At 67.1% G+C, this 23,953-nt stretch carries 29 protein-coding genes; 15 read left to right on the plus strand and 14 right to left on the minus strand.

Features of this window, described 5'->3' with window-relative positions; all coding sequences use genetic code 11:
* Positions 1 to 157: 157 nt before the first annotated feature.
* From WMF27_RS37375 to WMF27_RS37395, 5 genes are all read right to left on the minus strand, one after another.
* Entirely contained in the window at positions 158 to 646 is a 489-nt protein-coding gene (locus WMF27_RS37375) for a nucleotidyltransferase (RefSeq protein ID WP_437764108.1), read from the minus strand.
* On the minus strand, positions 621 to 812 hold the full coding sequence (locus WMF27_RS37380) for a hypothetical protein (protein ID WP_437943376.1): 192 nt from the start codon (positions 810 to 812) through the stop codon (positions 621 to 623). Before WMF27_RS37380 ends, WMF27_RS37375 begins: the two co-directional genes overlap by 26 nt.
* A gap of 281 nt (positions 813 to 1,093) precedes the next feature.
* Positions 1,094 to 1,318, minus strand: coding sequence for an addiction module protein (locus tag WMF27_RS37385; RefSeq protein ID WP_272102540.1), 225 nt, complete (start codon positions 1,316 to 1,318; stop codon positions 1,094 to 1,096).
* A gap of 218 nt (positions 1,319 to 1,536) precedes the next feature.
* A complete protein-coding gene (locus WMF27_RS37390) occupies positions 1,537 to 1,806 on the minus strand; it encodes a hypothetical protein (RefSeq protein ID WP_437764107.1) in 270 nt (89 codons plus the stop codon).
* On the minus strand, positions 1,803 to 2,072 hold the full coding sequence (locus WMF27_RS37395) for a hypothetical protein (protein ID WP_437764106.1): 270 nt from the start codon (positions 2,070 to 2,072) through the stop codon (positions 1,803 to 1,805). Before WMF27_RS37395 ends, WMF27_RS37390 begins: the two co-directional genes overlap by 4 nt.
* A 44-nt stretch (positions 2,073 to 2,116) precedes the next feature.
* On the opposite strand from WMF27_RS37395, the gene WMF27_RS37400 reads away from it, so the two are divergent.
* Positions 2,117 to 2,572 (plus strand): type II toxin-antitoxin system VapC family toxin, encoded by a 456-nt coding sequence (locus WMF27_RS37400; RefSeq protein WP_437943377.1) that lies wholly within the window; start codon positions 2,117 to 2,119, stop codon positions 2,570 to 2,572.
* A gap of 286 nt (positions 2,573 to 2,858) precedes the next feature.
* On the opposite strand, the gene WMF27_RS37405 is transcribed toward WMF27_RS37400, so the two are convergent.
* A complete protein-coding gene (locus tag WMF27_RS37405; protein WP_437943378.1) occupies positions 2,859 to 3,485 on the minus strand; it encodes a JAB domain-containing protein in 627 nt (208 codons plus the stop codon).
* The gene (locus tag WMF27_RS37410) at positions 3,482 to 4,144 is read right to left on the minus strand and encodes an RNA polymerase sigma factor (protein WP_437943379.1); all 663 of its coding nucleotides are present in this window, start codon (positions 4,142 to 4,144) and stop codon (positions 3,482 to 3,484) included. The genes WMF27_RS37405 and WMF27_RS37410 overlap by 4 nt, the downstream gene beginning before the upstream one ends.
* Positions 4,145 to 4,315: 171 nt before the next feature.
* Here WMF27_RS37410 and WMF27_RS37415 point away from each other — a divergent pair, with 171 nt between their 5' ends.
* The 3 genes from WMF27_RS37415 (at position 4,316) to WMF27_RS37425 (ending at position 8,529) form a co-directional block, all read left to right on the plus strand.
* The gene (locus WMF27_RS37415; protein WP_437943380.1) at positions 4,316 to 4,594 is read left to right on the plus strand and encodes a helix-turn-helix domain-containing protein; all 279 of its coding nucleotides are present in this window, start codon (positions 4,316 to 4,318) and stop codon (positions 4,592 to 4,594) included.
* A gap of 436 nt (positions 4,595 to 5,030) precedes the next feature.
* The gene (locus WMF27_RS37420) at positions 5,031 to 6,821 is read left to right on the plus strand and encodes a hypothetical protein (RefSeq protein ID WP_437943381.1); all 1,791 of its coding nucleotides are present in this window, start codon (positions 5,031 to 5,033) and stop codon (positions 6,819 to 6,821) included.
* A gap of 1,156 nt (positions 6,822 to 7,977) precedes the next feature.
* Positions 7,978 to 8,529 carry a hypothetical protein gene (locus WMF27_RS37425; RefSeq protein WP_437943382.1) on the plus strand — a complete coding sequence of 184 codons (552 nt, stop codon included), beginning with the start codon at positions 7,978 to 7,980 and terminating at the stop codon, positions 8,527 to 8,529.
* Between the two features lie 337 nt (positions 8,530 to 8,866).
* On the opposite strand, the gene WMF27_RS37430 is transcribed toward WMF27_RS37425, so the two are convergent.
* Entirely contained in the window at positions 8,867 to 10,255 is a 1,389-nt protein-coding gene (locus WMF27_RS37430; RefSeq protein ID WP_437763081.1) for an IS1380 family transposase, read from the minus strand.
* A 350-nt stretch (positions 10,256 to 10,605) separates the two neighbouring features.
* On the opposite strand from WMF27_RS37430, the gene WMF27_RS37435 reads away from it, so the two are divergent.
* Entirely contained in the window at positions 10,606 to 10,920 is a 315-nt protein-coding gene (locus WMF27_RS37435; protein WP_437943383.1) for a hypothetical protein, read from the plus strand.
* Between the two features lie 706 nt (positions 10,921 to 11,626).
* Here the strand turns inward: WMF27_RS37435 and WMF27_RS37440 are convergent.
* Both WMF27_RS37440 and WMF27_RS37445 read right to left on the minus strand, forming a co-directional pair.
* On the minus strand, positions 11,627 to 13,501 hold the full coding sequence (locus tag WMF27_RS37440; RefSeq protein ID WP_437943384.1) for a metallophosphoesterase family protein: 1,875 nt from the start codon (positions 13,499 to 13,501) through the stop codon (positions 11,627 to 11,629).
* Positions 13,502 to 13,962: 461 nt separating this feature from the next.
* Complete coding sequence (locus WMF27_RS37445; protein WP_437944567.1) at positions 13,963 to 14,187, minus strand: hypothetical protein; 225 nt, start codon at positions 14,185 to 14,187, stop codon at positions 13,963 to 13,965.
* 263 nt (positions 14,188 to 14,450) lie between these two features.
* Between WMF27_RS37445 and WMF27_RS37450 the strand changes: the two genes are divergently transcribed.
* The 5 genes from WMF27_RS37450 (at position 14,451) to WMF27_RS37470 (ending at position 18,706) form a co-directional block, all read left to right on the plus strand.
* Complete coding sequence (locus tag WMF27_RS37450; protein WP_437943385.1) at positions 14,451 to 14,723, plus strand: heavy metal-binding domain-containing protein; 273 nt, start codon at positions 14,451 to 14,453, stop codon at positions 14,721 to 14,723.
* Positions 14,699 to 15,037: a membrane protein insertion efficiency factor YidD gene (gene yidD, locus WMF27_RS37455; RefSeq protein ID WP_437943386.1), complete on the plus strand. Its 339-nt coding sequence runs from the start codon at positions 14,699 to 14,701 to the stop codon at positions 15,035 to 15,037. Before WMF27_RS37450 ends, yidD begins: the two co-directional genes overlap by 25 nt.
* Positions 15,038 to 16,003: 966 nt before the next feature.
* Positions 16,004 to 16,405 (plus strand): hypothetical protein, encoded by a 402-nt coding sequence (locus tag WMF27_RS37460; RefSeq protein ID WP_437943387.1) that lies wholly within the window; start codon positions 16,004 to 16,006, stop codon positions 16,403 to 16,405.
* 118 nt (positions 16,406 to 16,523) lie between these two features.
* Positions 16,524 to 17,894, plus strand: coding sequence for a DDE-type integrase/transposase/recombinase (locus WMF27_RS37465; protein WP_437943388.1), 1,371 nt, complete (start codon positions 16,524 to 16,526; stop codon positions 17,892 to 17,894).
* Positions 17,891 to 18,706 (plus strand): ExeA family protein, encoded by an 816-nt coding sequence (locus WMF27_RS37470; protein ID WP_437943389.1) that lies wholly within the window; start codon positions 17,891 to 17,893, stop codon positions 18,704 to 18,706. The genes WMF27_RS37465 and WMF27_RS37470 overlap by 4 nt, the downstream gene beginning before the upstream one ends.
* A gap of 61 nt (positions 18,707 to 18,767) precedes the next feature.
* On the opposite strand, the gene WMF27_RS37475 is transcribed toward WMF27_RS37470, so the two are convergent.
* The gene (locus WMF27_RS37475) at positions 18,768 to 19,328 is read right to left on the minus strand and encodes an LIC_13387 family protein (RefSeq protein WP_437943390.1); all 561 of its coding nucleotides are present in this window, start codon (positions 19,326 to 19,328) and stop codon (positions 18,768 to 18,770) included.
* On the opposite strand from WMF27_RS37475, the gene WMF27_RS37480 reads away from it, so the two are divergent.
* Together WMF27_RS37480 and WMF27_RS37485 are read left to right on the plus strand one after the other, a co-directional pair.
* Positions 19,323 to 19,658, plus strand: coding sequence for a hypothetical protein (locus WMF27_RS37480; protein WP_437943391.1), 336 nt, complete (start codon positions 19,323 to 19,325; stop codon positions 19,656 to 19,658). The genes WMF27_RS37475 and WMF27_RS37480 overlap by 6 nt on opposite strands.
* Positions 19,648 to 20,193: a hypothetical protein gene (locus WMF27_RS37485; protein ID WP_437943392.1), complete on the plus strand. Its 546-nt coding sequence runs from the start codon at positions 19,648 to 19,650 to the stop codon at positions 20,191 to 20,193. The genes WMF27_RS37480 and WMF27_RS37485 overlap by 11 nt, the downstream gene beginning before the upstream one ends.
* A gap of 360 nt (positions 20,194 to 20,553) precedes the next feature.
* Here the strand turns inward: WMF27_RS37485 and WMF27_RS37490 are convergent, their stop codons facing one another.
* Genes WMF27_RS37490 through WMF27_RS37500 form a run of 3 tightly spaced genes read right to left on the minus strand, consistent with a single transcriptional unit; the run spans position 20,554 to position 20,947 of the window.
* Entirely contained in the window at positions 20,554 to 20,661 is a 108-nt protein-coding gene (locus tag WMF27_RS37490; RefSeq protein WP_437943393.1) for a hypothetical protein, read from the minus strand.
* 8 nt (positions 20,662 to 20,669) lie between these two features.
* A complete protein-coding gene (locus WMF27_RS37495; protein ID WP_437943394.1) occupies positions 20,670 to 20,807 on the minus strand; it encodes a hypothetical protein in 138 nt (45 codons plus the stop codon).
* Positions 20,804 to 20,947, minus strand: coding sequence for a hypothetical protein (locus WMF27_RS37500; RefSeq protein ID WP_437943395.1), 144 nt, complete (start codon positions 20,945 to 20,947; stop codon positions 20,804 to 20,806). Before WMF27_RS37500 ends, WMF27_RS37495 begins: the two co-directional genes overlap by 4 nt.
* A gap of 558 nt (positions 20,948 to 21,505) precedes the next feature.
* Between WMF27_RS37500 and WMF27_RS37505 the strand changes: the two genes are divergently transcribed.
* From WMF27_RS37505 to WMF27_RS37515, 3 genes are all read left to right on the plus strand, one after another.
* The gene (locus WMF27_RS37505; protein ID WP_437943396.1) at positions 21,506 to 21,661 is read left to right on the plus strand and encodes a hypothetical protein; all 156 of its coding nucleotides are present in this window, start codon (positions 21,506 to 21,508) and stop codon (positions 21,659 to 21,661) included.
* Positions 21,662 to 21,679: 18 nt separating this feature from the next.
* Positions 21,680 to 21,916 carry an AMP-binding enzyme gene (locus WMF27_RS37510; protein WP_437764098.1) on the plus strand — a complete coding sequence of 79 codons (237 nt, stop codon included), beginning with the start codon at positions 21,680 to 21,682 and terminating at the stop codon, positions 21,914 to 21,916.
* Positions 21,917 to 22,960: 1,044 nt separating this feature from the next.
* Positions 22,961 to 23,911, plus strand: a complete 951-nt coding sequence (locus WMF27_RS37515; RefSeq protein WP_437943397.1) for a TauD/TfdA dioxygenase family protein — start codon at positions 22,961 to 22,963, stop codon at positions 23,909 to 23,911.
* Positions 23,912 to 23,953: the final 42 nt, after the last annotated feature.

Genomic DNA, 23,953 nt, shown 5'->3' on the forward strand with positions numbered 1-23,953 from the left:
CGCCCGACCAGCCGCCGGACGACCCGCCTCTCGGCCAGGGAGACGGAGCCGACCTCCCACCCAGGCACGTCTCACGGACCCGGCCGTGGGCGTCGAGCGCCGCGATCCAGAGCTCCTCGTGCACGAGGGACGCGAGAGATGCCAACGGCATCCGTGCTCAGGTCCGTCTCCGTTCGTCGAGCGTCGCGCGGAGCACCTGGAGCATGAGCTGGTCCTTGGGTCGGGTGAGCTTCTCCTTGATCGCGATGAGCCGTTCGAGCGTGATGACACGTATCGAGATCCCACCGAGATCCAGCTCCTCGCTGTCGGCCAAGAGTTCGCCGTACGATGTCCCTTCCTCGATTGTGCCCAGAAGGTCCAGCGTTCCCATGTTGGTCGCCAGGAGCTGGTGCCCAGTGGAGGCCAGATGAGAGGCGGTTGGTGAAAGCCTCCTCTGGAGATCTATCCGGTAGACGGCATCGAGCTCACGCAGCGCACCGAGCAGCCGTTCGATATTGTCCGGCGTGCGAGCGTGTACGACGTCCAGATCGAACGTGTTGACGGGGGCTCCCTGGATCACGGCGGCGACGCCACCGACGACAATGAAGTCGACTCCATGCCGGGCGAGCACCCCGAGGAGTTCAGCGATCTTCGTCGGAGCGGGCATGCGGTTCTCGCGCGCGCCTGCTCTCACGGGCGAGCATGACGAAGTCGATGTGGGCCTGGAGGGTGGCGACCCGATCGGCTGGCGTGAGGCTCAGCATCCAGCGGATGAGCGTGAGGTCGACGCCGTCCTCATTGTAGACCGGAGGTGCCGCTTCAGGATCGACCATCTTGGGTGGAGCGTATCACGCACGGATGCGACGGACGAGCCCCCCCCATCGCGGCGGGCTGTGCCGCACTCCACGCCATCCAGGCATACGGCGCCAGGCGTCTCGCCGGCCGTCATTGCGCGGATCCTGCCCGGTGTCGTGACCAGAGACTTCCGCGATGGCCATCCACCAGGCCGGACCAGATGGGGCGGGGGCGCCATCCGCCAGCCTGAGCCGCCGCTGCCGGAGGCTGGCCTCGTTCAGCTCGACCTCCGCCCGGTCGTGAACGATGCCCGGGAGCGTCACCGGAGCCGCGCGCGGGCGTCACGAAAGACGTCCTCGGCCGGTCGCCCCCGGGACGGATCTGCGTCGAGCTCTGCGTCCCGGCGCGTCGCTTCCTCGGTCCAGAGGCGCCTGTGCTCCTCCTCGGAGAGCTCATCCAGGCTTGCCAGAAGCGTCTCTGCGAGACGTGCGCGCTCCGCGACGGGCAGCTTCAGCGCTTCGGCTTCCAGCTCGGGAAGGTTCACGGGGGGATTGTACCGCGCGGCTCGGCGGCTGCGCAGGCGCGCTTCCCCATCGGCGGCTGGATGCCGGAGCGTTTCACATGCGCCTCGCGGCAGACGTACACCACCGCTCCCGTCGCGATGGTGCCGAACCCGTGCTGAAGGTTGGCCGGGCCCTGCTCCGGGGTTGGCCGCGCAGGCTTCGATGATGGCCGACCCATCATTCCATGCTGACGCAGCCATCATCGACCTTGAACCCGCCAGGGGGACTTCATGGCCCTCCGAACAACGACGAAGAAGAGCTCGAGCCCCACCAAGGGGCCGAGCAGCAACGAGCCTGTGACGCCGCAGAGCACCCGCGAGGTGGCCGACATGCTGGGCGTGACGAGCTCGCCGCTCACGCCCGAGCAGATACGCGGCAGCGCAAGGAGTTGCCCGTGGTTGCGGAACTCCTGGACGACGTGGCGGAGTTGCTCGCCGAGGACGCGCCCGCGCTCGTTCCGCCTGTTCAACGCATCTGCAACCGATCCTCGACTTCCTTCCCAGCTGCTGGGATGGCATCCTGCCGGGCATGACTGTCGAGCAGATCGTCGCCGCCATCCGCGCCCTCCCTGTCACCGATCGGCTTCGCGTGATCGAGCTGGTCGCGCACGAGGCCGCCAGCGACGTCCCTGCTGCAGATCATCCAGCTCGACGTGAGGGCGTCACCTTGACCGAGCGGCACGGCCTGCTGCTCGTCGACGCTGACGCCACCATGCCGGCGGAAGTGTTCGACCATCGCCCCGATCGCGATGCACGAGCGAACCGGATCCAGGGAGACTCGTGAAGCTCGCCTTCGATACGAGCGTGCTCGTCGCCGGACTGCACCGGGCGCATCCGCACCACGATCGCGCCGTCGTCTGGATCGACGCGGTGGCCGAGGGACGGGTGAGCGGCCTGGCCACCTGGCACGCCCTCGCGGAGCTCTGGTCCGTGCTCACCCGCCTGCCGAAGCCGGCGCGAGCGAGCCCGGAGCAGGCGTTGCAAGTCGTCCGTCGGGTCCGGAGTGTGTACGACGTCCGCCCTGTGGATCCGGCCGTGTACGACGAGGCGATGCAGCGGTGCACCGATCGCCTGCTCTCTTCCGGCGTCCTCTTCGATGCCCTGCACCTCGTGGCTGCCGAGCATGCCGGCGCGGATGCGCTCGTGACGTTCAACGGCTCGGACTTCCTCCGGCTTACCGCGCCGAGCTCGCCGCGCATCGTGATCCCTCCAGATCCACCCGAAGTTACTCTTTGACCCCTGACAGGGCTTCGTCCGGCGTGAGCTCTGTCCGCGCGACCACGCCTTTCTTGCCGGACGATCTCTTCGACCCGCACGTGGACGCGCCGCTCGTCGTGAGAGGCGACGGTCCCCGGCCACGAGGCGGAGTGACCCGACCGAGGTTGGGAGAACCAAGGCACCGCCTTCGGCTCCGCGTGCTCCAGCTGATTGTGCGGCTGCCGGAGGCTACGGAGATGCGGGCGGGGGTGGTGCGCTGGAGGTGGCGGGCTGGATGCGCAGGGGCGCTGCGCGCCCCGAGGGCCTACTCGTGGACGGCGGCGTAGCGGCCGCTGGGCGTGACGATGACGTGGGCGGTGAGCGGGACGTGCAGTTCCGCCGAGAGGTGGCGCAGCTCCAGGGTCATCGCTTCGTCCTCGCGGGTCGGCGTCGGGTCGCCGCTCGGGTGGTTGTGGGCCAGGACGAAGCTGTGGGCGGCCATGTCCAGCGCCGTGCGCAGGACGGTGGAGCGGCCGACGTGGAGGGCGTCGTCGGAACCGCGGGCGAGCAGGCGCGTCTCGCGGACGCGGCCGTGGGTGTCGAGCGCCGCGATCCAGAGCTCCTCGTGGACCAGGGACGCCAGCCTCGGGCCGAAGTACCGCGCCACGCGGGCGGCGTCGGTGAGGAGCGCGCCCCGGCGCGCGCGAGCGGCGTGGTAGCGGCGGCCGAGCTCGAAGGCGGCGGCGAGCCGGGTCGCGTCGAAGAGGGCGATCTGGGTGCGCTCGGCCAGCGCCGCGGGCGAGAGGCGACCGAGCGAGGGGAGTGCGGCCGTGCCGAGGAGGCGCGGGCCGACGCCGGGCAGGCCGAGCACCAGCTCGAGGAGGGCGGCCTCGGTCGCGGTCGGCAGCTCGGCCGCCGTCTCGGCGGGGGCGTCGACGGGGGCGCGGCTCATCGGGCGCATCGGGGCCACCTCCGAGAGCGGGTGAGGGCGCGGGCGAAGAGGCGGCGCGCGAGGCGGAGGCGGGTGGCGACCGTGGGGCGCGGGAGCGAGAGGGAGGCGGCGATCTCGAGCGAGGAAAGGCCGGTGGCGGCGAGCGAGAGGATCTCGCGCAGCTCGGGGCGGAGACGGTGGAAGGCGCGGAGGAGGCCGCGGGCAACGAGGCGGGCCTCGGGAGAGGGAGCGGCGAAGGCGGAGAGGCGGTCAGGGTCGACCGCGGGGAGTTCGTGGCGGTGGTGGGCCTTGTCGCGGTAGTGCGAGGCCTGCCGTGAGGCGATGCCGGCGAGCCAGGGGCGGTGGGCGTCGGCCGGAGGAAGAGCGGGAGACGGGCGGAAGCGGCCGGCGCGCATGCTGCGCCAGGCGCCGAGGACGGTGTCCTGGGTAAGGTCGTCGAGATCGGCGGGGAGAACGCCGCGGGCGCGGAGGGTGCGGCGGATGAGCGGGCGCTGTTCGAGGAGCGCGGCGGGGTCGAGGTAGACGGCGGGGTGAGGGGGCTGGTGCTGAAGGGGTTTGGGCGGGCGGGCGAGCCGGTTGGAAGCAGCGGGACGGGGACGGCGGCGGGACGGCGGATCGATCTCTTGGCCCTGCTCAGGGCGTGAACGTACTGTTCCCATGTCGGACCTCGTGTCTGCGGGGTTCGGCCACGCCGCCCGGGGTGTTACCAGCACCCGCGGGCGGCACTATTCGCGGTCCTGCAACCCTACGGGCTGCCGGCAGGAAGCGTCAAGGAAAAGCACGGTCGGGCCGCGTTATTCTGGACTGGGCAAGGGTGTACGCACGATCTGGTGCGCACCCTCACGCTGGACACGGTTCTGGTCTACATCGCCGCGAACCTTCGGCGTTTGCGCCAGAAGCGCGGCATGACCCAGGAGGGCCTCGCGGAAGCTGCCGAGCTCGATCTCCGGACGCTGCAGGACATCGAAAGCATGCGGCAGAGCGTGAGCTTGGGCGCGCTCGTTCGGCTCGCGAACGCGCTCGACGTTTCACCGGCGGCTCTCCTCCGGCCTGCGGAGATGCCGGAGATCAAGCGCGGCCGGCCGCGCAAGCGTCCCGCTGGCACCTGATAGCGAGACTCCGGTGTCCGCCCCTCGACAGCCCGCGGCCATCCGCGCGCGTGGCTCACGGTTGATGCCTGCTCTGCTGCGACTGTGGACGCTGCCTCGCGTGGTGGAAGCCTCGGCAAACCGCGGAGCTTGAATAGCCCGGCCGTTGATCGTCCGCACCGTTGCAGGACTTCTTCGTCGGCTTGGACGAATACGACGTCGACGGCCCGCTCGCGCCTTGCCTGGTGTGGAGCTCGCACGCGCCTGCGCTCGTCTCCTTGACAAGGCGGGGTAGCCGTCGGATACGCTGCCATTCGACGATGCGTAGGGGCGGCACGACGGGGGTCGGAGGTCCGCGCGCACTGCGGCTGGCGCGCGATCACGCTCGACGGTCCGGCAGACTCACCATCCGCTGCACAGATTACATATAGAGCCATCTCCTCGAGCAACAGATTCCATGAATTACCGCGACATAGTTATTTTCGAAGCGGTCTGCGACCTCGTCCCGAAGAGCGAGCAACTTGCTCGCGACGTCCTCCTCGATGCCTATGTAAACATGGGCCACGCCGAGAAATGCACAACACCGATCCATCAGTACATCGATGGCCGCAGAGGAACTGGCAAAACTCACCTCTTTGGATTCCTCGCAGGAAGCATAAACACAAACATCAGCAAAGATCTCCACTGCGCAATTTATATCGACGCAAGGGATCTAGCCATTGAGTCTGGAGAGTCAGAATCTCCGAAGGTCGCTACCCGTCAGATGTTTCGCGAGCTAATCCTTCGCATTGCGGACGGACTGCGAGATATCGCCGCTCGCGAGCTTTGGCAGAATGAGATTCCCACAGAACGCTCAGAATGGGACAAACGCGTTGCTGAGAACAGCCATCGAGCCATTGAAACTCTCCTGACTGCCGCAGTGGTTGGCGTTGACCGTCCCACGGCTCTAGGCATCTCGAAATCGACCACATCCGACCACGAAAGCAAAGAGGCTGGGGGCAGCATCGAAGCATCACTGTCTCATGACCCATCGAAGGCAGGCGCCACCGCAAAGGGTCTTTGGGGCTGGCTGAAAAAGAGAGAACAGAAGACCGAAACGCAATACCTTAGTGCTAAGCGAATCTCATACGTCGCCATCCGCGAAGCGATCGAGCAGTTCCTGGACGCGAACGATCTTGAGCGACTCTACGTGCTGTTGGATGAGTGGGCGTTCTTCACTTCTTCTGTACAACCTTATCTCGCGGATCTCATCAAGCGAACTTTCCTACCAAGTAGAAAAATCGCAGTCAAGATTGCGACGCTTCCTTTTCAAACAAACTTCGCGATTAGCGAGGGGCTTGACATCATTGGCTTTGAGCGCAACGGCGACATCTATCAGGCCATAGATCTCGATGCCGACCTCGTTTATCAGCGCAATCCTGAGCGTGCCGCTCGAGTTTTGCCCGCCGTTCTTCACAAGCACCTTGTCCATGCATTGCGGCGGATTCCACGCCACATGGTGACATTGCCCACCTCCGCCGACCACTTTCTGGCTGAACTTTTCACCGAGGAGGCACATGTTCGGTTACTGAAGTTCTCCCACGGCAACCCGCGGGACTACCTGAATTTGTTCAAGAAGTCTTACCTATACTGGAGAGAGTCCGAAGCGCCAAAGATCAACGTCGATAATGTGACAAGTGCCGCGCGAGACTTTGGGGCAGAGAAGCTCGACTCCATCAAGGAGAACATTGCAGGCTCAAAGCTGTTTCAAGGCATATTGAAAGAAATATTGCAGGGAAAGCACCAGGGCGTATTTATGGTACGTGAGCGTTTCGCAGGCTCCGTTCCTCTTCAGTACCTCGTGCACAATAGAATTCTTCATATATACGATCGAAACTACAGTTCACCAACGTATTCCGGCGAACGGTTTGTGGTGCTTGCCATCGACTACTGCGTGGTAATCGATCACCTCAACGCTCCCAATTACCGCCACATTTTGAAGGCGTCCGATGTTGTTTTGAAGGAGGCGCGGGAAGCTGGCGTAGAGCCCGAACAGATGCTACCGGATTGGGTCGAGAAGCTTTTAGAGCTACAGGACCCGGATCGTCGAAAGATCCGGAACACTGTTCTACCCGATGAGTACCTGCGTAGCCCAGATGAGCGATCATGCCCACATTGTCGAGCGCACTTTCCAGAAGATCAGCCTGTTTTCAAGAAGCACCACATGTGCCCTCAGTGTGGTGAGGCCATTCAGTTGTCAGGTCAATGAGCACGAGCGATATCGAGTTCAGGCAAAACTTGCATGCAGTCGAGAGCGCATCGCGCCTCGGCTGACACTGTCGTTGGACGGGCACCGGCGGGACGGTACATCGACGAAACGACGGTTCCGTCATAGCGCGGATCTCGCGTCGTGAAACGAATCGTGCTCAAGCTGCGCCCGGACTGCGTGAAACGTGAACACGTGCTGAGGCTCTCACATGGACTTTGCAATTCTCGTTGCCACGGGTCGCGGCGTTGTAGCCAGCGAAGCTCACCGTCGCGAGGCGCACGTATGTCCCCATGCGGCTTGCGCAGCCCCAGTCCAACTTCGCGACGGGGACCGAAACAAAGTGCATTTCGCGCATGCTCGTGGCACGTCGAGCCCGCAGTGCCCGTTTTATGCTGCTGCAGGCTCAATCCTGTGGACCGGCAACAACGACGCATCTCCTGCGCGCAGCATCCGCGCAACCGAAGACGGAATATGGGTTCTCACTGTTGACACAGTGTCTCGATGGAGTGCACAGATTTCGCAAAATGAGCTACCCGAGCGCAAGCGTATGGATCTCAAGATCCTACCGTATAACGCCCACAGTTCAAGGCGAATGGTGTTCGATGCGGCCGCGCTTGGAACTCGAGTACTTTCCCGGGACATCGTGCTCCCTGGCGGAGACTACTACGTTTTGACCTCCGCGAATGACCATATGCCATTGGGTGCGACTCCAGTTCCCCTCTTGCAACCTCCGCAACATGGAGGCAGCCTCGCGAAGTGGCGCGCGTGGAAAGTCATTGTTCCAAACGAGCCCGACGAGAGTGTTTTGCTCTGGTTCGCGAATGCCCGCGTACGGGTTATGTCGAATCGTGCAAGCTCGACAATCAGCGGCACTAGACGCCTCCTTGAGGACCCTCGGCGCATCGCCTTTCGGGTGGGTGGAGGCGATTGGAACATCGCAGTGGTTGTAGGCGACGGGGTCCGAACTGCGCGCGAGCAAGACCACTGGAGCGTGACTGCCAGCGGGTCTTGCGTCGAGGTTATTCTCACAACATGTCCGACGTCGAGTCCCCCTGAGATCGTCTCTCAGAATAATGGATGGCGCGTCGTACTTCATAAGGGGCGCAGCGAGTGTCCACCGATCAACGTCTTTTGGCGATCGCAATCCGAAATGACGATGAAAGAGTCCTTGATCACCGACAGAGCATTACTCGTCGAGTGGCTCGAAGCGCTGGATGCTCGCATGCAGGGTGTGTGGAGGGGAATGGATCGCGTCGACCAGTTCTGTGACCGCGTACGGCAATTTTTGCCCGACACGGGTCTGGAGCGCGTACTCATGGCCGCCTTCGCGCAACTCTGCCACAAGCCCGTCATCGCGCCTGGCGGGCATCAGGGAATCACTATTTGGCCAACTAGCTTCTGGAAGATGAGTACCGTCTGGAGCGCGAGGCTTTTGCGCGAACGTCTTGACAAGTTGGAGGGTGCGATATCGGAGAGCGAATTCGAAAACTTTGTCGACGAGATACAAAATCGCCTTTCCGAGGTTCTGTATTGGGAGAGTGTCCTAGCTAAGGCCAAAGACACATTTGGAGACGTCGGATTGATGGAGGCAGTTAAAGGCTCGGCTCTGGAGGGAAAAGTTGAAGTTAAAGACGACCATTTCTGGTTTGAACACGGCGGGCGAAGGATGAAGCTAGGACTAGGTAGCCTCAAGGTTGTCAAGGCCTAAATTGCCGGGTGGATGAGACCCTAATGGCCGCCTATGCATCAATCATGCTGGCCGGTCCAACAGGCCGTTTCGGCTGACGAGCGCCGCCCGTTACCTCACGAGGTGTCGGTACCGGTCGTGGGTAAATTGCAACCACCCACGACCCTTACGAGATCCGTTGCACGCCCGACACGCTTTGAGCGTGGATTTCGCGCCCACGGGGCACGAGTGGGCCGACGGCGACGCGCGAGCGGCGTTCCACCGACGAATGCGACGTCGATTACAATCGGGCGCGCTCAGCGCGCCGCGAAGGCACACGTCCCCCTTACCCCCACCATGAATTCGGCTGGTTCCGGGCTCAATTGAGCCGGCGAGCGAGCTGCGAGCGCTCCGGCACGTGCAGCTTCGTGCCCCGACTCGAGCGGGCCAACCTTCCAGGGACGAGGATCAGCGCGCGCCGCAGCCACGGCGTTCGCCAGCTCGCGAGGTGCGGAACATGGTCGAGCACATACCGGCGCATCAGGTTGGCGGTCAGCAGCTTCAGCAGCAGCGCGGCATGATTGGCGTTGAAGCTCTGGCTCGGCACGCGACCGCATCCCCAGCCGTGCTTGAGATCGCCGATGAGCGGCTCGATGCCCGCGCGCAGGTCATACCGCGCCGCGACGTCTTCGGGCGCTTCGACCGGCTCGTTGGTCAAGAAGACCTGCACCGTGTAGTCGAGGCCTTCCCAGAGGTAGATCTGCTTGCCGTTGTCCCGATCGCGTGTGCGTACGGCGATCACGCGGACTCCATTCGGCCAACCGCTGCGCCGGAAGGGGACCTCGGTCACCTGCCGTCGAGGACGACCGTCGGCATCCCGGTCGACGGTACGCCATCCGGTGGCGTACGCGACCCTGCCCACCAGATCGGGGCTCATCCGCGCCTTGGTCAGGAAGAAGCATCCCTTCGCGGCGACGGCGTGCATCAAGGCGCTGCAATCCCCCGCGCCGTCGATCCGCACGTAGATGGCCGCGCTCGGCGCTGCGGCGCGCGCCCGGTCAATGCACTCCTCGACGAAGGGCACATCGACTTCGCCGAAGCTCGTGTCGCCCGGTCGCAGCTTGGCCCCGACGATGGCCTCGACCTCGGCGATGCGCGCCAGGATCGGATGATAGCTCGGCCTTCCGCGATAGCGTGGGTTCGGGCCCGGCAGTGCCCCCTCTTGCATCCCGAAGAGCGGCTCCACGGTCGTGTCGACGTCGATGTGCACGAACCGGTGCTTTCGGCGAGCAACGAGGGCGAGCCCGTGGTCGACGACCATGCTGTGCAGCGCGTCGAGCGCCTCCTCATCGAACCGGCACAGGTCCCGGTAGACGGTGTCGATGCTCGGGACGACGCCGCCTGCGAGACGCACGAAGAGCGGATCGACGGCGAGCGCCTCGAGGCCGAAGACGCGCTCCTCGCCGGCGAGCGCGCTGTCCATCAGCAGGCGCATCTGCGCAGCCATCGGGTAGATGACCGTGCGGCCGGTCTTCAGCCGGGAGAACCTGCGGCTCAGGGCCGCGTCGATGCCGAGCTCGCGGATGAAGGCGCCGAAGGGGCCAAGCCCTGCGACGCCCGTCAGGTTCTTCTCCGTGGGCTCGACGTGAATCCCGGCAGGATCTGGCCGCCGGATTCGCCCCGGGTGCCACCCGTCGCCTTTCCTCTTGAACCCGAACTCGCGTCGACGCACCTTGGAGGTGCTCGGCGTGTGCCTTCGTTTGGTCATAGCAACCCGGACGGGTCGCCACGCCGAGCCTTTCTTTCAAGGACTTCCGTTTACGACGACGGATTTCTCACGCCTCAGATCGGCTTCGTAGGCGCGAAATCCACGTTGAGAGGCGGGCCGGCAGCCTCGCGAACTGACGCACCATGCAACCGTTTGATCGTCGGGCATCATTCCACACCAGGAGCCGGAACCACCCTACGTGCGGATTTTCCACCGCTCCGCCCCTGCGATCCATGCGCATAGTTGACGACGAGATGTCCGCGAAAGTACGATGCCCTGTAACGGAGGCCGCGAAGGACGCAATCGGCAGTTCGTTTCAATCGTACACTTTTACTGACGGAGATCTACCGATGGCAATTGTAACGGTGTCGCAAAACGTGACTGACAAGCAGTGCGCTGGAGAGGCGGGGCGGCTCGCCCAGGCATGGCAGACGTACCTAACCGCGCAGGGCAGCAACGGAGATTTCGTCGTCGAGCACGGGCACGATCTGGCGTGCCGCGAGGCTCACGGACGGCAGTACGATGAAGCTCTCTGGATTGTCACCACTCCGCGCGGATGTACGGTCTTTACCACCATCTTCGGCAACCCTAGCGATTACGTGAGCGCCGCCACCCCGGGGCGATACGTAGGTATCGGCAACTGCCCGTGTGGCCATCAGCACTAGTAGCGTATCCCGGTAGGGCCGCGGATATGCCCGGCCGGTTCGATCTTGCCGCAGAGTGCCGTGTCGAACTCTGATCTCTGGAGCGAAGCGGGCCGGCCGTGCAAAGCGGCCGTGGTGCGAAGCGCCTGTCGTGCGAGCCGCGCCCACGCTGCAAAGCGCGCCTGTGCTTACGGCATCGCCCTTGTGGCACTTCTATGTACTCACGAAAGGCCGCTGGCTCTTCTGCGGACTCGCGAAGAAAAGCCACGCGCGCGGCCCAACAAGGCGGTGCACCGCCAGCACGTTGCGCGGGCACAGCGGCGCGGGACGCCGGTGGCGGCCCCCTTGACGTCGCCGGGGATCGGGGACACTTCGCCTGCCGCACAGGGATCGAGCATGCGGAAGACGGTGAACTGCGCGACGTTGTTGCTCGTCGCCACCGTTTCTTCGGTCCATTGCGGCAGCACGGTCGGTCGTCCACCACCCGCCGGCGCCGCCCGATCCTCCCCCGGTGCCCCCCTTAAACGCCGCGCCGCACACGCCGAGCCCGCCCCTGCGGCCGCCGCCTTCGCCGCCGCCCTGGCCCGGCGTGCCCCGGCCGCCGTCGCTGGCCCGGTCCGCCTCCCAGCCGGCCTCGCTGATGCGTTCGATGCTCGGGTGGGCTGCACGGCCGAGGAGGTTGCGCCACGACCAGTTGCCGGAGGGTGAGCATGGCGCGGGCGAGGCGTCATGTGCGGCGGGCGGCCGGGACCTCGTAGGCGAACGAGCCGCGCTCATCGAGGTGGTAGGCGGAGACGTCACGGTCGATCTTCCGCCCGCCGGCGCTCGTGAACATGCGCCGGGGAAAGACGCGCACGCGGGCCTGCGCGGCGCCGGGGAGCAGCTCGAAGCGGCCGGCGCTGAAGCCGTGGAGGCGGGTGACGCCGCGGCCGCCGGGGCCGTCGTGCTCCTCGAGACCGAAGAGGGAGGCGCCCTGCAGGGCGTGACGCGCGTGGCCGCCGCCGTGGGCGGTCGAGGTGGCGGTGCCCTCGTGCATGTGGCCGAAGAAGTGGGCGGCGAAGCGACCGGCCGGGTCGACCTCCTGGCGGAAGTCCTGGCGTGCCTGCGGGTGGAGCCACTCGGGCGGGTGGTGGGTGAGCAGCAGGTTGATGTGGTGGCGCTGCAACCACTCGGGGGCGTCCTCGTCGCAGACGACGTGGAGCTGGCGCGGGTCCACGGCGAGGCGCTCCTGGTAGTCGCCGCCGGTGAGCTGCAGGAAGGCCGAGTTGAGACCGATGACGCCGAGCTCGAGGCCGTGGAGCGACAGCGAGTACGAGCTGTCGCCCGGCAGGAGACCGAGCGTCCGGCGGTCGCGGACGTGCCACCGGCAGGAATCGACCCACGCGGTGTAGGGCCTGAAGATCTGCGCGAGGCGCTCGCGGTAGCCGAGGCTGTCATTCACGTCGAACACCTGGTCGCGCAGGCGCGCGTTGGCGTGCCACTGCGAGAGGGCGAGCACGTACGGATCGAGATCGCTGGGGCGCCTCAGGTCGTGGTTGCCGGGCACGGTGATCAGCAGCGGCTGCGAGCCGAGCTGGTCGAAGCGCCGCCACAGCCTGTCGAGGGTGGCGTCGAGCTTCTTGAACTCGTCGGCGCTGCCGCGCTGGGTCAGGTCCCCGGTGAACAGCACGAGGTCCCACGGGCCGCACAGGTCGTGCAGGCGCGCGAGGTCGTCGAACAGCGTGGCCATGACGTTCGGCCACAGCCAGCTCGTGCCGCCCATGCCCTGGTGGAGGTCGGTGAGGTGCAGCCAGCCGACCGAGGCGGGCCTCGCAGGCGTGGATGGCGCTGGCCGCGGGGCGCTCGGGTCTTTCTCGGGAGGGCGGGTCGAGCGTGACAGCTTGGCCGAGGAGTCGAGACCCCGAGCGGCCAGGCCGACGGTCGTGGCGTCGCCTCCGACGGTCGGCCGCGCGGGCTCCGGCGCGGGGGTCGCGGCCGGGGATTCTTCGATCTCGCCCGCGTCCGGGTCCGCGGCCTCTCCGGCGAGCTGGGCCCCCTGCCAGAGCAGCACGTCGGCGCCGTGTGGCGAGATCGTGTGTTCCTCGAGGAGCTTGCGGACGCGTGCGCTGTAGTCGAGGTACCCGGTCGGCTTGCCGAGCGCGATGGGCGGGCCGCCGTCGATCGCGGCGAGCCCCCGCGCCATCGTCGTGGTCGCCGGCGAGAAGCGCATGGGATCCCGGGTGTGCAGGATCATCGACGGGAACAGCCAGCCGCCGCCCGGCAGGCTGCCCCCGCGGCGGAGCGCGACCAGGTGCTCGGCGAGCCAGGCATCGTCGGCTTGCCATAAAGAAGGCACCGCCGCGTTCACGCCGTCAAGCGCGGCGACCAGCAGGTTCGCGTTGTTGCCGACCAGGCCGGTGGCGAAGCGATTGTTCACGTCGCGGCCGTCGACGTGGTCGGCGTTGAAGAGCTGAAGCAGCCGCCGGAGACCGATCTCGTCGAGCTGCCCGAGGGAGCCCTCGATCAGCATGCGCGCTCGCGCGAGCGCGCCCTCCCGCCGGGCGATGCGCTCCGGGTGCAGTCGGGCCCGCGTCTGGAGCAACACCTGTTGGCGATCGAGCATAGGCGGCGACTATACCCGAGCGCGGCTCCCGTCGGCCGCCTCGCGCGAACGGGCGTCGCCCTGGCCGGGCGAGGCCCATCTGAGCGATCATGCCCTCGTGGAAGCTATGCTCCTCTCCGCGTTGGGTGTCGCGCTGACGCTCGGTCTCGGCGGGGCCGGGCTTCGACGGGCGTTGCGGCACGCCGGGCTCGCCGTCGCGCCGTAACCGCCCAACCCATCGCCGTGGTCGTCGACCGCGGCGAGAGCCGCATGTGGGGCCTGGGGTGCCTGGAGGGCGCGCGGCGGACGGGCAGCCGGAGGCGCCGCGCCGAAGGGACCGCGTTCACGCCCCAGCCTGCGGGCCGCCGCCTCGCGATGGCGGCGCGGTCCGCCGGAACCTGAACGAGCGAAGCCGCAACGGTTCGTCCGACGGCCCGCTCGTGGCGACTGCGATGGGCTATGGGCTATCTTCGCCCGCACGCTCAGCGCACCACGAGCGCCGCGCCGAAGCACGCCGTCGCGACCAGCATGGTCACGATCGGCGGCGGCGGAAACGCCCGGACGGCGATGGCCAGCAGCGCCAGCGACACCGCCGCGTTCAGCGCCACGACAGCAGGGAGCGCGGCGAGGGCGGGCGCCGCGAGCACGCAGACGGCGCCGTGCAGCGCTATTGCCGCGCACTCTCGTTGACGCCGTGCATCCGACACGAGCCGAAGATCGTGTAGCCGATGGCAAGCAGCTCAGCCCCCTTGTCCGAGCCCGCGAACAAGTAGTTCTTTCGCAACCGTTCATCGATATATTCCGTGAGAACCCGAACCTCGCACCACGGACTAGCCTATGACGATCTGCGGCTTGAGTTTACTCTGGACATGCCAGGCATAGGTGTGCCATCATACGCTTCGGTTCTAAACGCAATGGGGGGCGATGCTTATGGTCTCGAATCGCGTCGCTTCCGGGAGGAGATGGTAGCATGTTGATGTGTTCCGGCGGGGTGACGCAATCATATCAGGTATTGAAAATGGTATTTGGGTTCGCCAGCGTGGTCGATGGTTGCGGCGGGACGCTCAACACGCAAGGCGCGTACCACGCCGCTCTCCAGCGTCTTGAGGAGAGCGCCACCGCAATCGGTGCCCACGGTGTCCTGTTCATTGGATTTCAGAATCGGGTGGCGAGCGCTCAGGGATGTACCGGACCGAAGCAGGCATTCGAGGTGTTCGCATGGGGAACAGCGGTAATGTTCTGAGTATAATCGACCGACTGCTGGGCCTTCTCGCGGTAGTTGCGATCCGCGGTTACAAGATTTTCTTATCCAGGTGGACTGGACGGCACTGTCTGTTCAGTCCAACTTGCTCGACCCGTTCCATGGTTTTCTTTCGTGAACTGGGTTATGTTGCCGGCCTCGCCGCTACGAAGCGCCATCTCGAAGATTGCTGCGGCGAATACTCCATTCGACTGGGAGCGGACGGCAGCATTAGCCTAATTGCGAAGTCCGGTAGGTCTTTCCCGCAACACGAGTTGGCGGCTCACGTCACCGCGCGCTTGCCGCGCGTCACGTGACGCTATCCGCTCTTAGCATGCAAGTCTTGCATGCTGGAGCGGCTTGGCGTCTACATGTCGCTGCCCGACAAACCGCTGTAGCGGACGGCGCTTCGCGCTGCCGCTGATCGACCGTCTCGTTAGCGAGACGTACGCCGCCCACTTCGAGCCAGACTGCCTCCTATGCCGCCCTCGAAGCCATACTCCATCGCGCGCGCCGAGCTCATTGCAGAGCAGGTCGGCAGGTTCGCGACCCAGCACATTTACCAACTGGCGGGACATCATGCAAATCTCGCGTTCTGGATCGCCGAAGCGGCGGCGGCGGCGGTCCGAACCATTTGTTAGCGCCCAGCCTCAATAAGGCTTCAGGCCGACATCTCGCTCAAGCTCCTTGATGGAGGAGGGTACGCATCCCCGCACGAGGCATCGTCCACCGTGAGTGCAGGGGCGCCTCCTGGCGCCTCGTCGTGCCCGCCGGCTGCATTCCCGCGACCCATCTCAAATTCTCACTCCGTCTGCTCCTCCCTGCGCTTTTTCTCAGATCATGGGGAACGCGGACGTTCGCGTCGCCGCCCCGGCTCGCCACGTCGAGATGCATTGCTTCGTCCCGACCGAAATTGTCACGCTCATCCTCACTTTTCCCGCCGCCCACGGGTGTAGGAGCGGCCGCGGAGTGGGAGCGGAGCATCGGCGCGGTGCCAGCCACAAAAGGCGACGAGGAGGCCCAGTCTTGGCGGACAACCTCCTCGTCGTGCTCCGGTTCGCATGTCGAGGAATCGAAGCGGTCACAGTCTCGTCCACAGCGCGCTCGATATCAAGAGCTGGCAGCAGCAGTTGCCCACGGTCGAGGCGGTGCGCCCCGCTCGCTGCCCTGCGTGCGGAGCGGCGAGCCAGCCCGTCGGGGGACCTCTTGGCCTCCACGGCCATGGCCTTCGCGAGCGGCAGGTGCGTGGCCCGGCCGACCCGAACGCGCCCGCCGTTCTTCTCGTGCTCAAGCTGCGCCGTTACCGCTGCCTGCCCTGCGGGGCGGTGATCCTCGTCGGTCCACGCGAGCTGCTGCCGCGGCGGCACTACAGCGCCGCGGCGATCGGCTTCGCTCTTGCGCTCTACGGGCTGGTGCTGGCGACCGCCCGCGAGGTGCGCCGGCGGATCAGCCCGCAGACGATCCTGGGCGCCACGGCCTTCACCGGCTGGGCCACGCTCCGCCGCTGGACGCGCGCCGTCGCGCATCGACGCCTCTTTGCCGCACTGCCGTTGTCTGATCCCAGCGCGATGCTGCGCCGCGTGGCAGCGAGCGCGGCGGCCTCGCTCGCCGCCTACGCGGAGCCGACCTCCCGGGGCGAAGCGCTGGAGCACCGAGCGTTCCTCGGCGCTGCGCACGCAGCGTGAGGGCGGCTGACAGCGACGAGCCCAGAGAACAAGGCCCACCCGAGAGGATCCCTCCCTCGACGAGCCTCGGTGGCGCACAAGGGCCCCGCGCCGCAGGGCGCAGAAAGGACCTTTCGATATGGATCTCGGACCTGCCGATCACGCCGAGGCCGTCGCGATCTTTCGCGCTTCGGTCATCGGCCCCGTCATGCACCGCGAGCTCGGCCGCGGACGGCTCGCCACCGAGCTGCGCGCCTTGAGCGCCCAGCGCTTCCGGCCGCCGGGCGCCGACAGCACGCGCACCTATTCGGTCCCCACGCTCGAGCGCTGGCTGTACGCCTACCGCGCCGCAGGCCTCGCCGGCCTTCGTCCCGAGCCGCGCTCCGATCGCGGCTTCGCGCAGGAGCTGCGCGCCGAGCTGCGCGAGCTCTTGCTCGACATCCGGCGCGAGCATCCCGCGGCCTCGGTGTCGCTCATCCTGAGCACGCTCGTCGACGAGGGGCGCATCGATCCGGCCCAGGTCTCGGCGCCGACCGTGCGACGGTTGTATGCGGCGGCGGGTCTGTCGCGTCGGGCGGAGCGCTCGGAGCAACAGCCGAGGACACGGCTGCGCTGGCAGGCCGAGCGGCCCGGAGCGCTCTGGCACGGTGACGTCTGCCACCTGCCGCAGTGCAAGATGGGCGGTCGGACGGTGCCTGTCCGCATCCATGGCTTGCTCGACGATGCCTCTCGCTACGTCGTCGCGCTCGAGGCGCACTCGACCGAGAGGGAGGTCGACATGCTCGGGCTGCTCGTGGACGCGCTTCGCCGTCACGGCAAACCGGATGCCCTTTACCTGGACAATGGCTCCACCTACCGGGGCGAAGTCCTCCGGACGGCGTGCTCGCGGCTCGGTATCACCCTGCTGCATGCGAAGCCCTATGACCCGCAGGCGCGCGGCAAGATGGAGCGCTTCTGGCGGACGTTGCGCGAGGGGTGCCTGAGCTTCCTCGGCGAGGTCGCGTCGCTCAAGGACATCGACGCTCGGCTCAAGGCCTTCCTCGAACGGCGTTATCACGCGGCGCCGCACGCCGGGCTGATGGGCAAGAGCCCCGCGAAGCTGTACGCGCAAAAGCCCGCCGGCGAGGGCGCGATCGAGGAGCGGGCGCTGCGCGCCGCGCTGACCGAACGCAGCCGGCGGCGCGTGTCCAGCGACAACGTGATCTCCATCGACGGCGAAGCGTGGGAGCTCGACCAGGGCTACCTGGCTGGCCAGCTGGTCACGGTGGCTCATTGTCACGTCGCCCCGGACGCGACCCCGTGGGTCGAGCACGAGGGCAAGCGCCTGCCGCTCCGCCTCCTCGATCCGGCGAAGAACGCGCGGCGCCGGCGGCCGCCACGGGGCGGTCCGCTCGCACAAGGGCCGAGCCGCCCCACCGACTTCGCTCCGACGAGGGCGCTGCTGCGGGCTGCAAGCGAAAGGCCGCAGGCCTCACAGCCCGACGACAGCTCCGAGGGAGGTGCTCGATGAGCGAGTCCTTCATCCGATTCCTCGGGCTCTCCGAGTCGCCCTTCTCCAAGGAGATCCCGGACAGCGATCTCTGGCTGCCGCCCTCGAAACATGAGCTCGTCCAGGAGCTGTGCGACGCGGTCCACGAGCGCTCCCAGGTGCTGCTCGTCGGCGAGCCGGGCGCCGGCAAGACGTGCGTGCTGCGCGCGCTGCGCCATCGCTTGCCGCAGGCCGGATTCCGCCTGACCTACTGCCACAACGCCACGCTCGGACGCCGCGACTTCTACCGGCAGCTCTGCCAGGCCCTCGGCCTGACCCCTGCCGCGACCGCGGCCGCCGTCTTCTACGCGATCAGCGCGCACGTCGAGAACCTCGGACGAGAACGGATTCACCCGGTCTTTCTGCTCGACGAGGCGCACCTACTTCATCAGGACACGTTGGACCATCTTCACATCTTGGCGAATTACGAATGGGACAGCCGGGCGCTGCTGAGTCTGATCCTGGTGGGGCTGCCCGACCTCAAGGACCGGCTTGAGCTGCGCAAAAACCGCTCCCTGTACTCGCGGATCGACCGGCGCCTGTCGATCGGACCGATGACGGCGGATGATACGAGCGAGTATGTCCGCCTGCGGCTCGGCCGTGCCGGCTGCGATCGCGATCTCTTTACCTCCGAGGCGCTGACCTCGCTGCACGAGGCCGCCGGCTCGAGCCTGCGCGAGATCGACCGCGTGGCCACCGCCGCGCTGCGCGAGTCGGCTCGGCGGAAAAAGAAGCTCGTCGAGCGGGACGTCATGGCCCGGGTGATCGGCGACGTGAAGGGTGACGCCGACTGAACGGCGTCTACGCTCACGCGTGGCAGGCGCCGGCAGCCATCGCGCCGTCGGCGCCTACGGGTCATCCGACGCGATGGCCATCGCGCGTTGAGCGCCCCCGTGCGCCGGAGATGGCCATCGCCCAGCGGCGCGGCCCGCGCAGGCGGGTGATGGCCATCGCCCTCCTCGACCTCGCCCGCGCAAGCTCGTGATGGCCATCAACCAGACGGCGCGCAACGCCATCAATCAGCCTGAGCGTCAACACCAGCATGGTCACGATCGGCGGCGGCGGAAACGCGCGGACGGCGATGGCCAGCAGCGCCAGCGACACCGCCGCGTTCAGCGCCACGACAGCAGGGAGCGCGACGAGGGCGGGCGCGGCGAGCACGCAGACGGCGCCGTGCAGCGCGAGCACCAGGCCCATGGCCACGCTGAACCCCCTGAAGAGGCCGAGCAGGTCGCGCGACAGCCCCATCATGGTCATCCGGTGCGCCCGCATCGCGCCGAGGACCGCGGTCTCCGCGGCGGGCGGCGCGGGGCGACCGAGCAGCAGCGCGGTGATCGCGAGGTGCCCGCCGGAGCTCGCGACCGCCCGATGTGCTACCCTGCCCGCACACCTACGAGCGAGGAGGTCGACGTGCACGAGAAGGACGAGGTAGCTGCAAGCCTGATCGCCTGGCATTTCAGGATCGAGCCGGAACTCCGCGCGGTCTACCGGATCATCGCGACGGATGAGAACGCAGCCGGCGAGCCGATCAAGCTCCTTGAGGTGAACGCGGCGAGTGTTGAGACTGGACGCGTGGTACCCTTCGCGTTCGGGGCCGCAGGAGACATCACCTACCCGAGCGTGGTCGCCGAGGTCACGCCGGCCGAGATAGACGCCATTCGTCAGCGCAAGATCCCGCTGCCTGCGGGGTGGTCGCTCGAGACCGCACGAGAGTTCCTCCGGCCTCGGGATGCCGATGCCGCGTGACGTCGCGACGTCCGTCCCCGACCGGGCGAGCTGGGCGCTTGCCTATATGAAGCAAGGCGGCAGCGATTTCGAGATCTATCGGCTCCTGTCGAGTATTCCAGGTGTCCCGATCTGTCATCTGCTCCACTGCCTCCAGATGGCCGGCGAGAAGGTTGCGAAGGCGTACAGATTCCGGGACACGGACACGGACGAGGAGCGGCTCACCACCGAACACGTGGCATTCTCCCGGTTCATGCAGAGTTACCTCGGGTCGCCCGAGATCAAGCAGCGCTACGCAGGAAAAGATGAGCTGCTCCGAGAGACCGTGAAGGTTGCGCGAAAGCTGGCCCGCGAGATCGAGAAACTGGCGCCCGCGGTCGATCGTGAGATCTCGCCCGCGAATGCGGAGTACCCTTGGTCCGATGACGGTCGTGTGGTCGTGCCGTGCGAGTTCACGTATCCCAACCTCACGCTGCTGACAGAGCCCGGAGGTAGGACGTTTCTGCGGCTCTTGGAGATGGCCATCGCCGATTTTGAACGAATCCGAATCTACTAACCCACCTGGGCCTGTGGACGCGCCGGCTTCCACCGACGCGGCTCGCTGGGCGAGCTCCAATCCAGCGATGCAGCAAACCGGAGCGTCTCCAGAGCGACGCCGTCCTCGCCCGAGACCATCCATGGTCGTCGACCGCGGCGAGCGCCGCATGGGGGGCCTGGGCCGCCTGGAGGGCGCGCGGCGGCCGGGCAGCCGGAGGCGCCGCGCCGAAGGGACCGCGTTCGCGCCCCAGCCTGCGGTCCTCCGCCTCGCGGCGGCGGCGCGCTCCGCCGGAACCTGAACGAGCGCTCCCGCAACGGTTCGTCCGACGGCCCGCTCGTGGCGACTGCGATGGGCTATGGGCGATCTTCGCCCGCACGCTCAGCCCACCACGAGCGCCGCGCCGAAGCACGCCGTCGCGACCAGCAGGGTCACGATCGGCGGCGGCGGAAACGCGCGGACGGCGATGGCCAGCAGCGCCAGCGACACCGCCGCGTTCAGCGCACGACAGCAGGGAGCGCGGCGAGGGCGGGCGCGGCGAGCACGCAGACGGCGCCGTGCAGCGCGAGCACCAGGCCCATGGCCACGCTGAACCCCCTGAAGAGGCCGAGCAGGTCGCGCGACAGCCCCATCATGTCATCCGGTGCGCCCGCATCGCATCCAGGACCGCGGTCTCCGCGGCGGGCATCGCGGGGCGACCGAGCAGCAGCGCGGTGATCGCGAGGTGCCCGATCCCGGTGACGACCCACGCCCACGCGCCCACCTGAAACAGCACCTGTGCACGACTACTCACAATCGGTAAACGGCGAACATGTTCCTCCGCCCCGCCGCAGATCTTCAGAGCTGGCTCACTGCCAACGGTTGGCTTCAGGACGCGGTCGTGGAACGTCTCGATCCACCGCCGACGTCGGCGCCGGGCTCTTCCCTTCCGGGCAGCGTACGCATGTCGCTCTGGATTCAGGTTGGCGGCAGCTATCGCGCTGGGGAGCAGCGGGTCGTCCGTCAGCTTCAACTCCCGCGCCATGGACATCGAACACCACTCGGTCTCGGAGAGCGGCTATGTCCCCGGGCACTGCAAGCCCATCGCAGCGCCGACGCACCTCCATGATCGGCTGTAGGTGTCACCGTTGGCGGCGGGAGTGAACAATTGCGCCTCGAGATCGCGCCCTCCCCCCTCCTTCGACGGTCTCGGCGGTGGGCTCGACGCCGAGGCTCGCTCGCTGGACAGTGCGGCAGGCTGGTTCCAGGATGGATGGCATGAAGGCAGAGATCGAGACCCGCTTCGCCACTGCCGAAGGTTCTGTTGGTTCCCTACCGAGATAAGCTGGGTCCCATGATGAAGCGCCGGCACTGGATCGTTCACCGCGCCGACCGCAACACCGCAACGGGGCGCGGTCATCACGCCGCGCGCGCTCTCCAGCAGGAAACCGTCGAGGTGTGGAGCGAAGCGTTGGAGCAATTCGGCGCGGGTGTGCTGGCTCAACTGTAGGACGTCAGGAGGACGAACATGGCGACGCGAGCAGAACTGGAGCAAGCCCTCACCACGATGCCCAACGTCGACGAAGCGAACGTCGTCGGAGAGCAGAGCCTCATCGCGACCGTGGTGTCCGGGTCGTTCCGTGACCAGAACGAGGCGCAGCGACAGGAAACGGTCTGGAGCTACCTGCGCCAGCAACTTGGGTCCGGTGCCCTGCAAAACATCGAGTTCATCTTCACGAATACTCCGGAGGAGAACGCCGCATAGGCATCGGCCGGCGTTCCGCACCCTGAGCCGCCGAACCATGGATTCCAGCCGGCGAGCACTCACCCCGCCACCGGGCGCAGCCCGTCGCCGAGAGCGCAGCTCGCGGCGGCCGGCGGGAGGTCCTCTGCTTGCCTGACACCGAGGTGTTCGAGGAGGTGCGCCCCCTTGGCCGATGCCGCCCCTCTTGCCTTCCTCGCCCCGGACGCCGACCCAGCCCGCGGGCAGCGGGCCACGGAGCTGGCGGAGGGGGCGCACGAGGGAGGAAGAATTGCGCAGCAATCACAAAAGGCGCGCGAGACGACGCCGGGGCTGCCCAGGAGACTCCCCGGGGCTGCCCAGGAGCCGGACGACGGTGACGAAGGACACCAACGGGGGCGCGCAGGAGGGGTGCGGAGGCCGCGCAGGACAGGGGCGAATGTTGCGCAGGACACCAGTGGAGGTGCACAGGAAGGCGCCCAGGCCGCGCAGGAACCCCCCCGGGGCTGCGCAGGAGGGTCGACGGGGCCGCACAGGAGGGCGCCGGGTCTTGTGCAGGAAGGCCCATGGGCTGCGCAGGACGGCCGACGGCGCTGCGCAGGAGGCCGCCGCGCTGCCGCTCCGCCTGGTCCCCCCGCCCCGCGATCACCTCACTGCCGTGCGCGCCGCGCGCCCCGCACGCCGCCTCCGCCGCCGCCCTGGCCCGGCGTGCCCCAGCCGCCGTCGCCGGCCCAGTCCGCTTCTCAGCCGGCCTCGCTGATCGGTCCCCCCGGGGACTGCTTCGTGCGCAACACTGCACCCGCAAGGCTGCTGCCTGCGGAACAGGCGTGGCGGCACATCCCGCTTCCGCCACCTCGCCGTGCATCGTCGCGAGCACCCCCTTGCTCCACGCGCGCTCGGCGCGACGGACCGCGCGACCGCGTCGCCACGGCGGGGTGGAACCATGCCCCGAGCTGTGCGGCCCCACAAGAATTTCTCGAGTCACTAAACTGGAACGGCGCATGCTCAGGGCGAGCCGCGAGCTGGCGTCCAGGCTCGTTCATCGTTCAAGACTGCGAGAAGAGTGCCATGTCCGCCCTCATTGCCGAACAACAGACCCACCCTCTGCGGCTGGATGTACGACCGCTGACGCCCGTGATCGGGGCGGAGATCCACGGCGTCGACCTGCGCAAGCCGCTGGCCCCTGCCACGGTGCAGGCAATCGAGCAAACCCTGCTCCAATGGAAGGTGATCTTCTTCCGCGAGCAGGACATCTCCAACGAACAGCTGCTCACCTTCGGCCGCACCTTCGGCCCGCTGACGCCGGCCCACCCGATCGCGCTGGGGCTCCCTGAGCACCCCGAGATCTGGGAACGAAAGGCCGCCGAGTACAAGGAGAACCACCGGTCGGACCTCTCCATCCCCACCGCCAAGCCGCCGCGCGACTACAAGGGCTGGCACATCGACATCACCTTCGTCGCCAACCCGAACAGGTACTCCATCCTGCGCGGCGTGGAGATCCCGCCGTACGGCGGCGACACGCTCTGGAGCAACCTCGAGTGCGCCTACGACGGCCTGTCGCCCACGATCAAGGCGCTCGTCAACGGGCTCCAGGCCGTCCACCGCACGAGCAGCTACGATAGCGGAGAGCCCAGGCCGGGCCGCAAGGCCGTAGGCCCGTTCGCCGCGCTTCACCCGCTCGTGCGCGTGCACCCGCGGACCGGCCGCAAATCGCTGTTCGTCAACCCGGGGACGACGAGCCACATCGTGGGCCTGCGAGAGCGCGAGAGCCAGGCGCTGCTCGACATGCTGGCCGACGAGGTGACACGGCCCGAGTACGCGGTGCGCTTCCGCTGGACGCCCAACGCGATCGCCGTATGGGACAACCAGGCCACCGCCCACGCCGGCCCCATCGACTACGCCCACTTCGACCTGCCGCGCGTCGTTCGCCGCATCACCGTCGCAGGCGAGCTGCCCGAGGGGCCCGACGGGTTCCGCTCGCGGCCGCTCGAAGGCGAGCTGTTCGGCGTGCTCGGCTGACGCCGCGCCCCCGCGAGCCACGGCCCCTCGCCCAGGACCCGC

Source organism: Sorangium sp. So ce281 (genome assembly GCF_051527395.1).
In the GTDB taxonomy this organism is placed as follows: domain Bacteria; phylum Myxococcota_A; class Polyangia; order Polyangiales; family Polyangiaceae; genus Sorangium; species Sorangium cellulosum_B.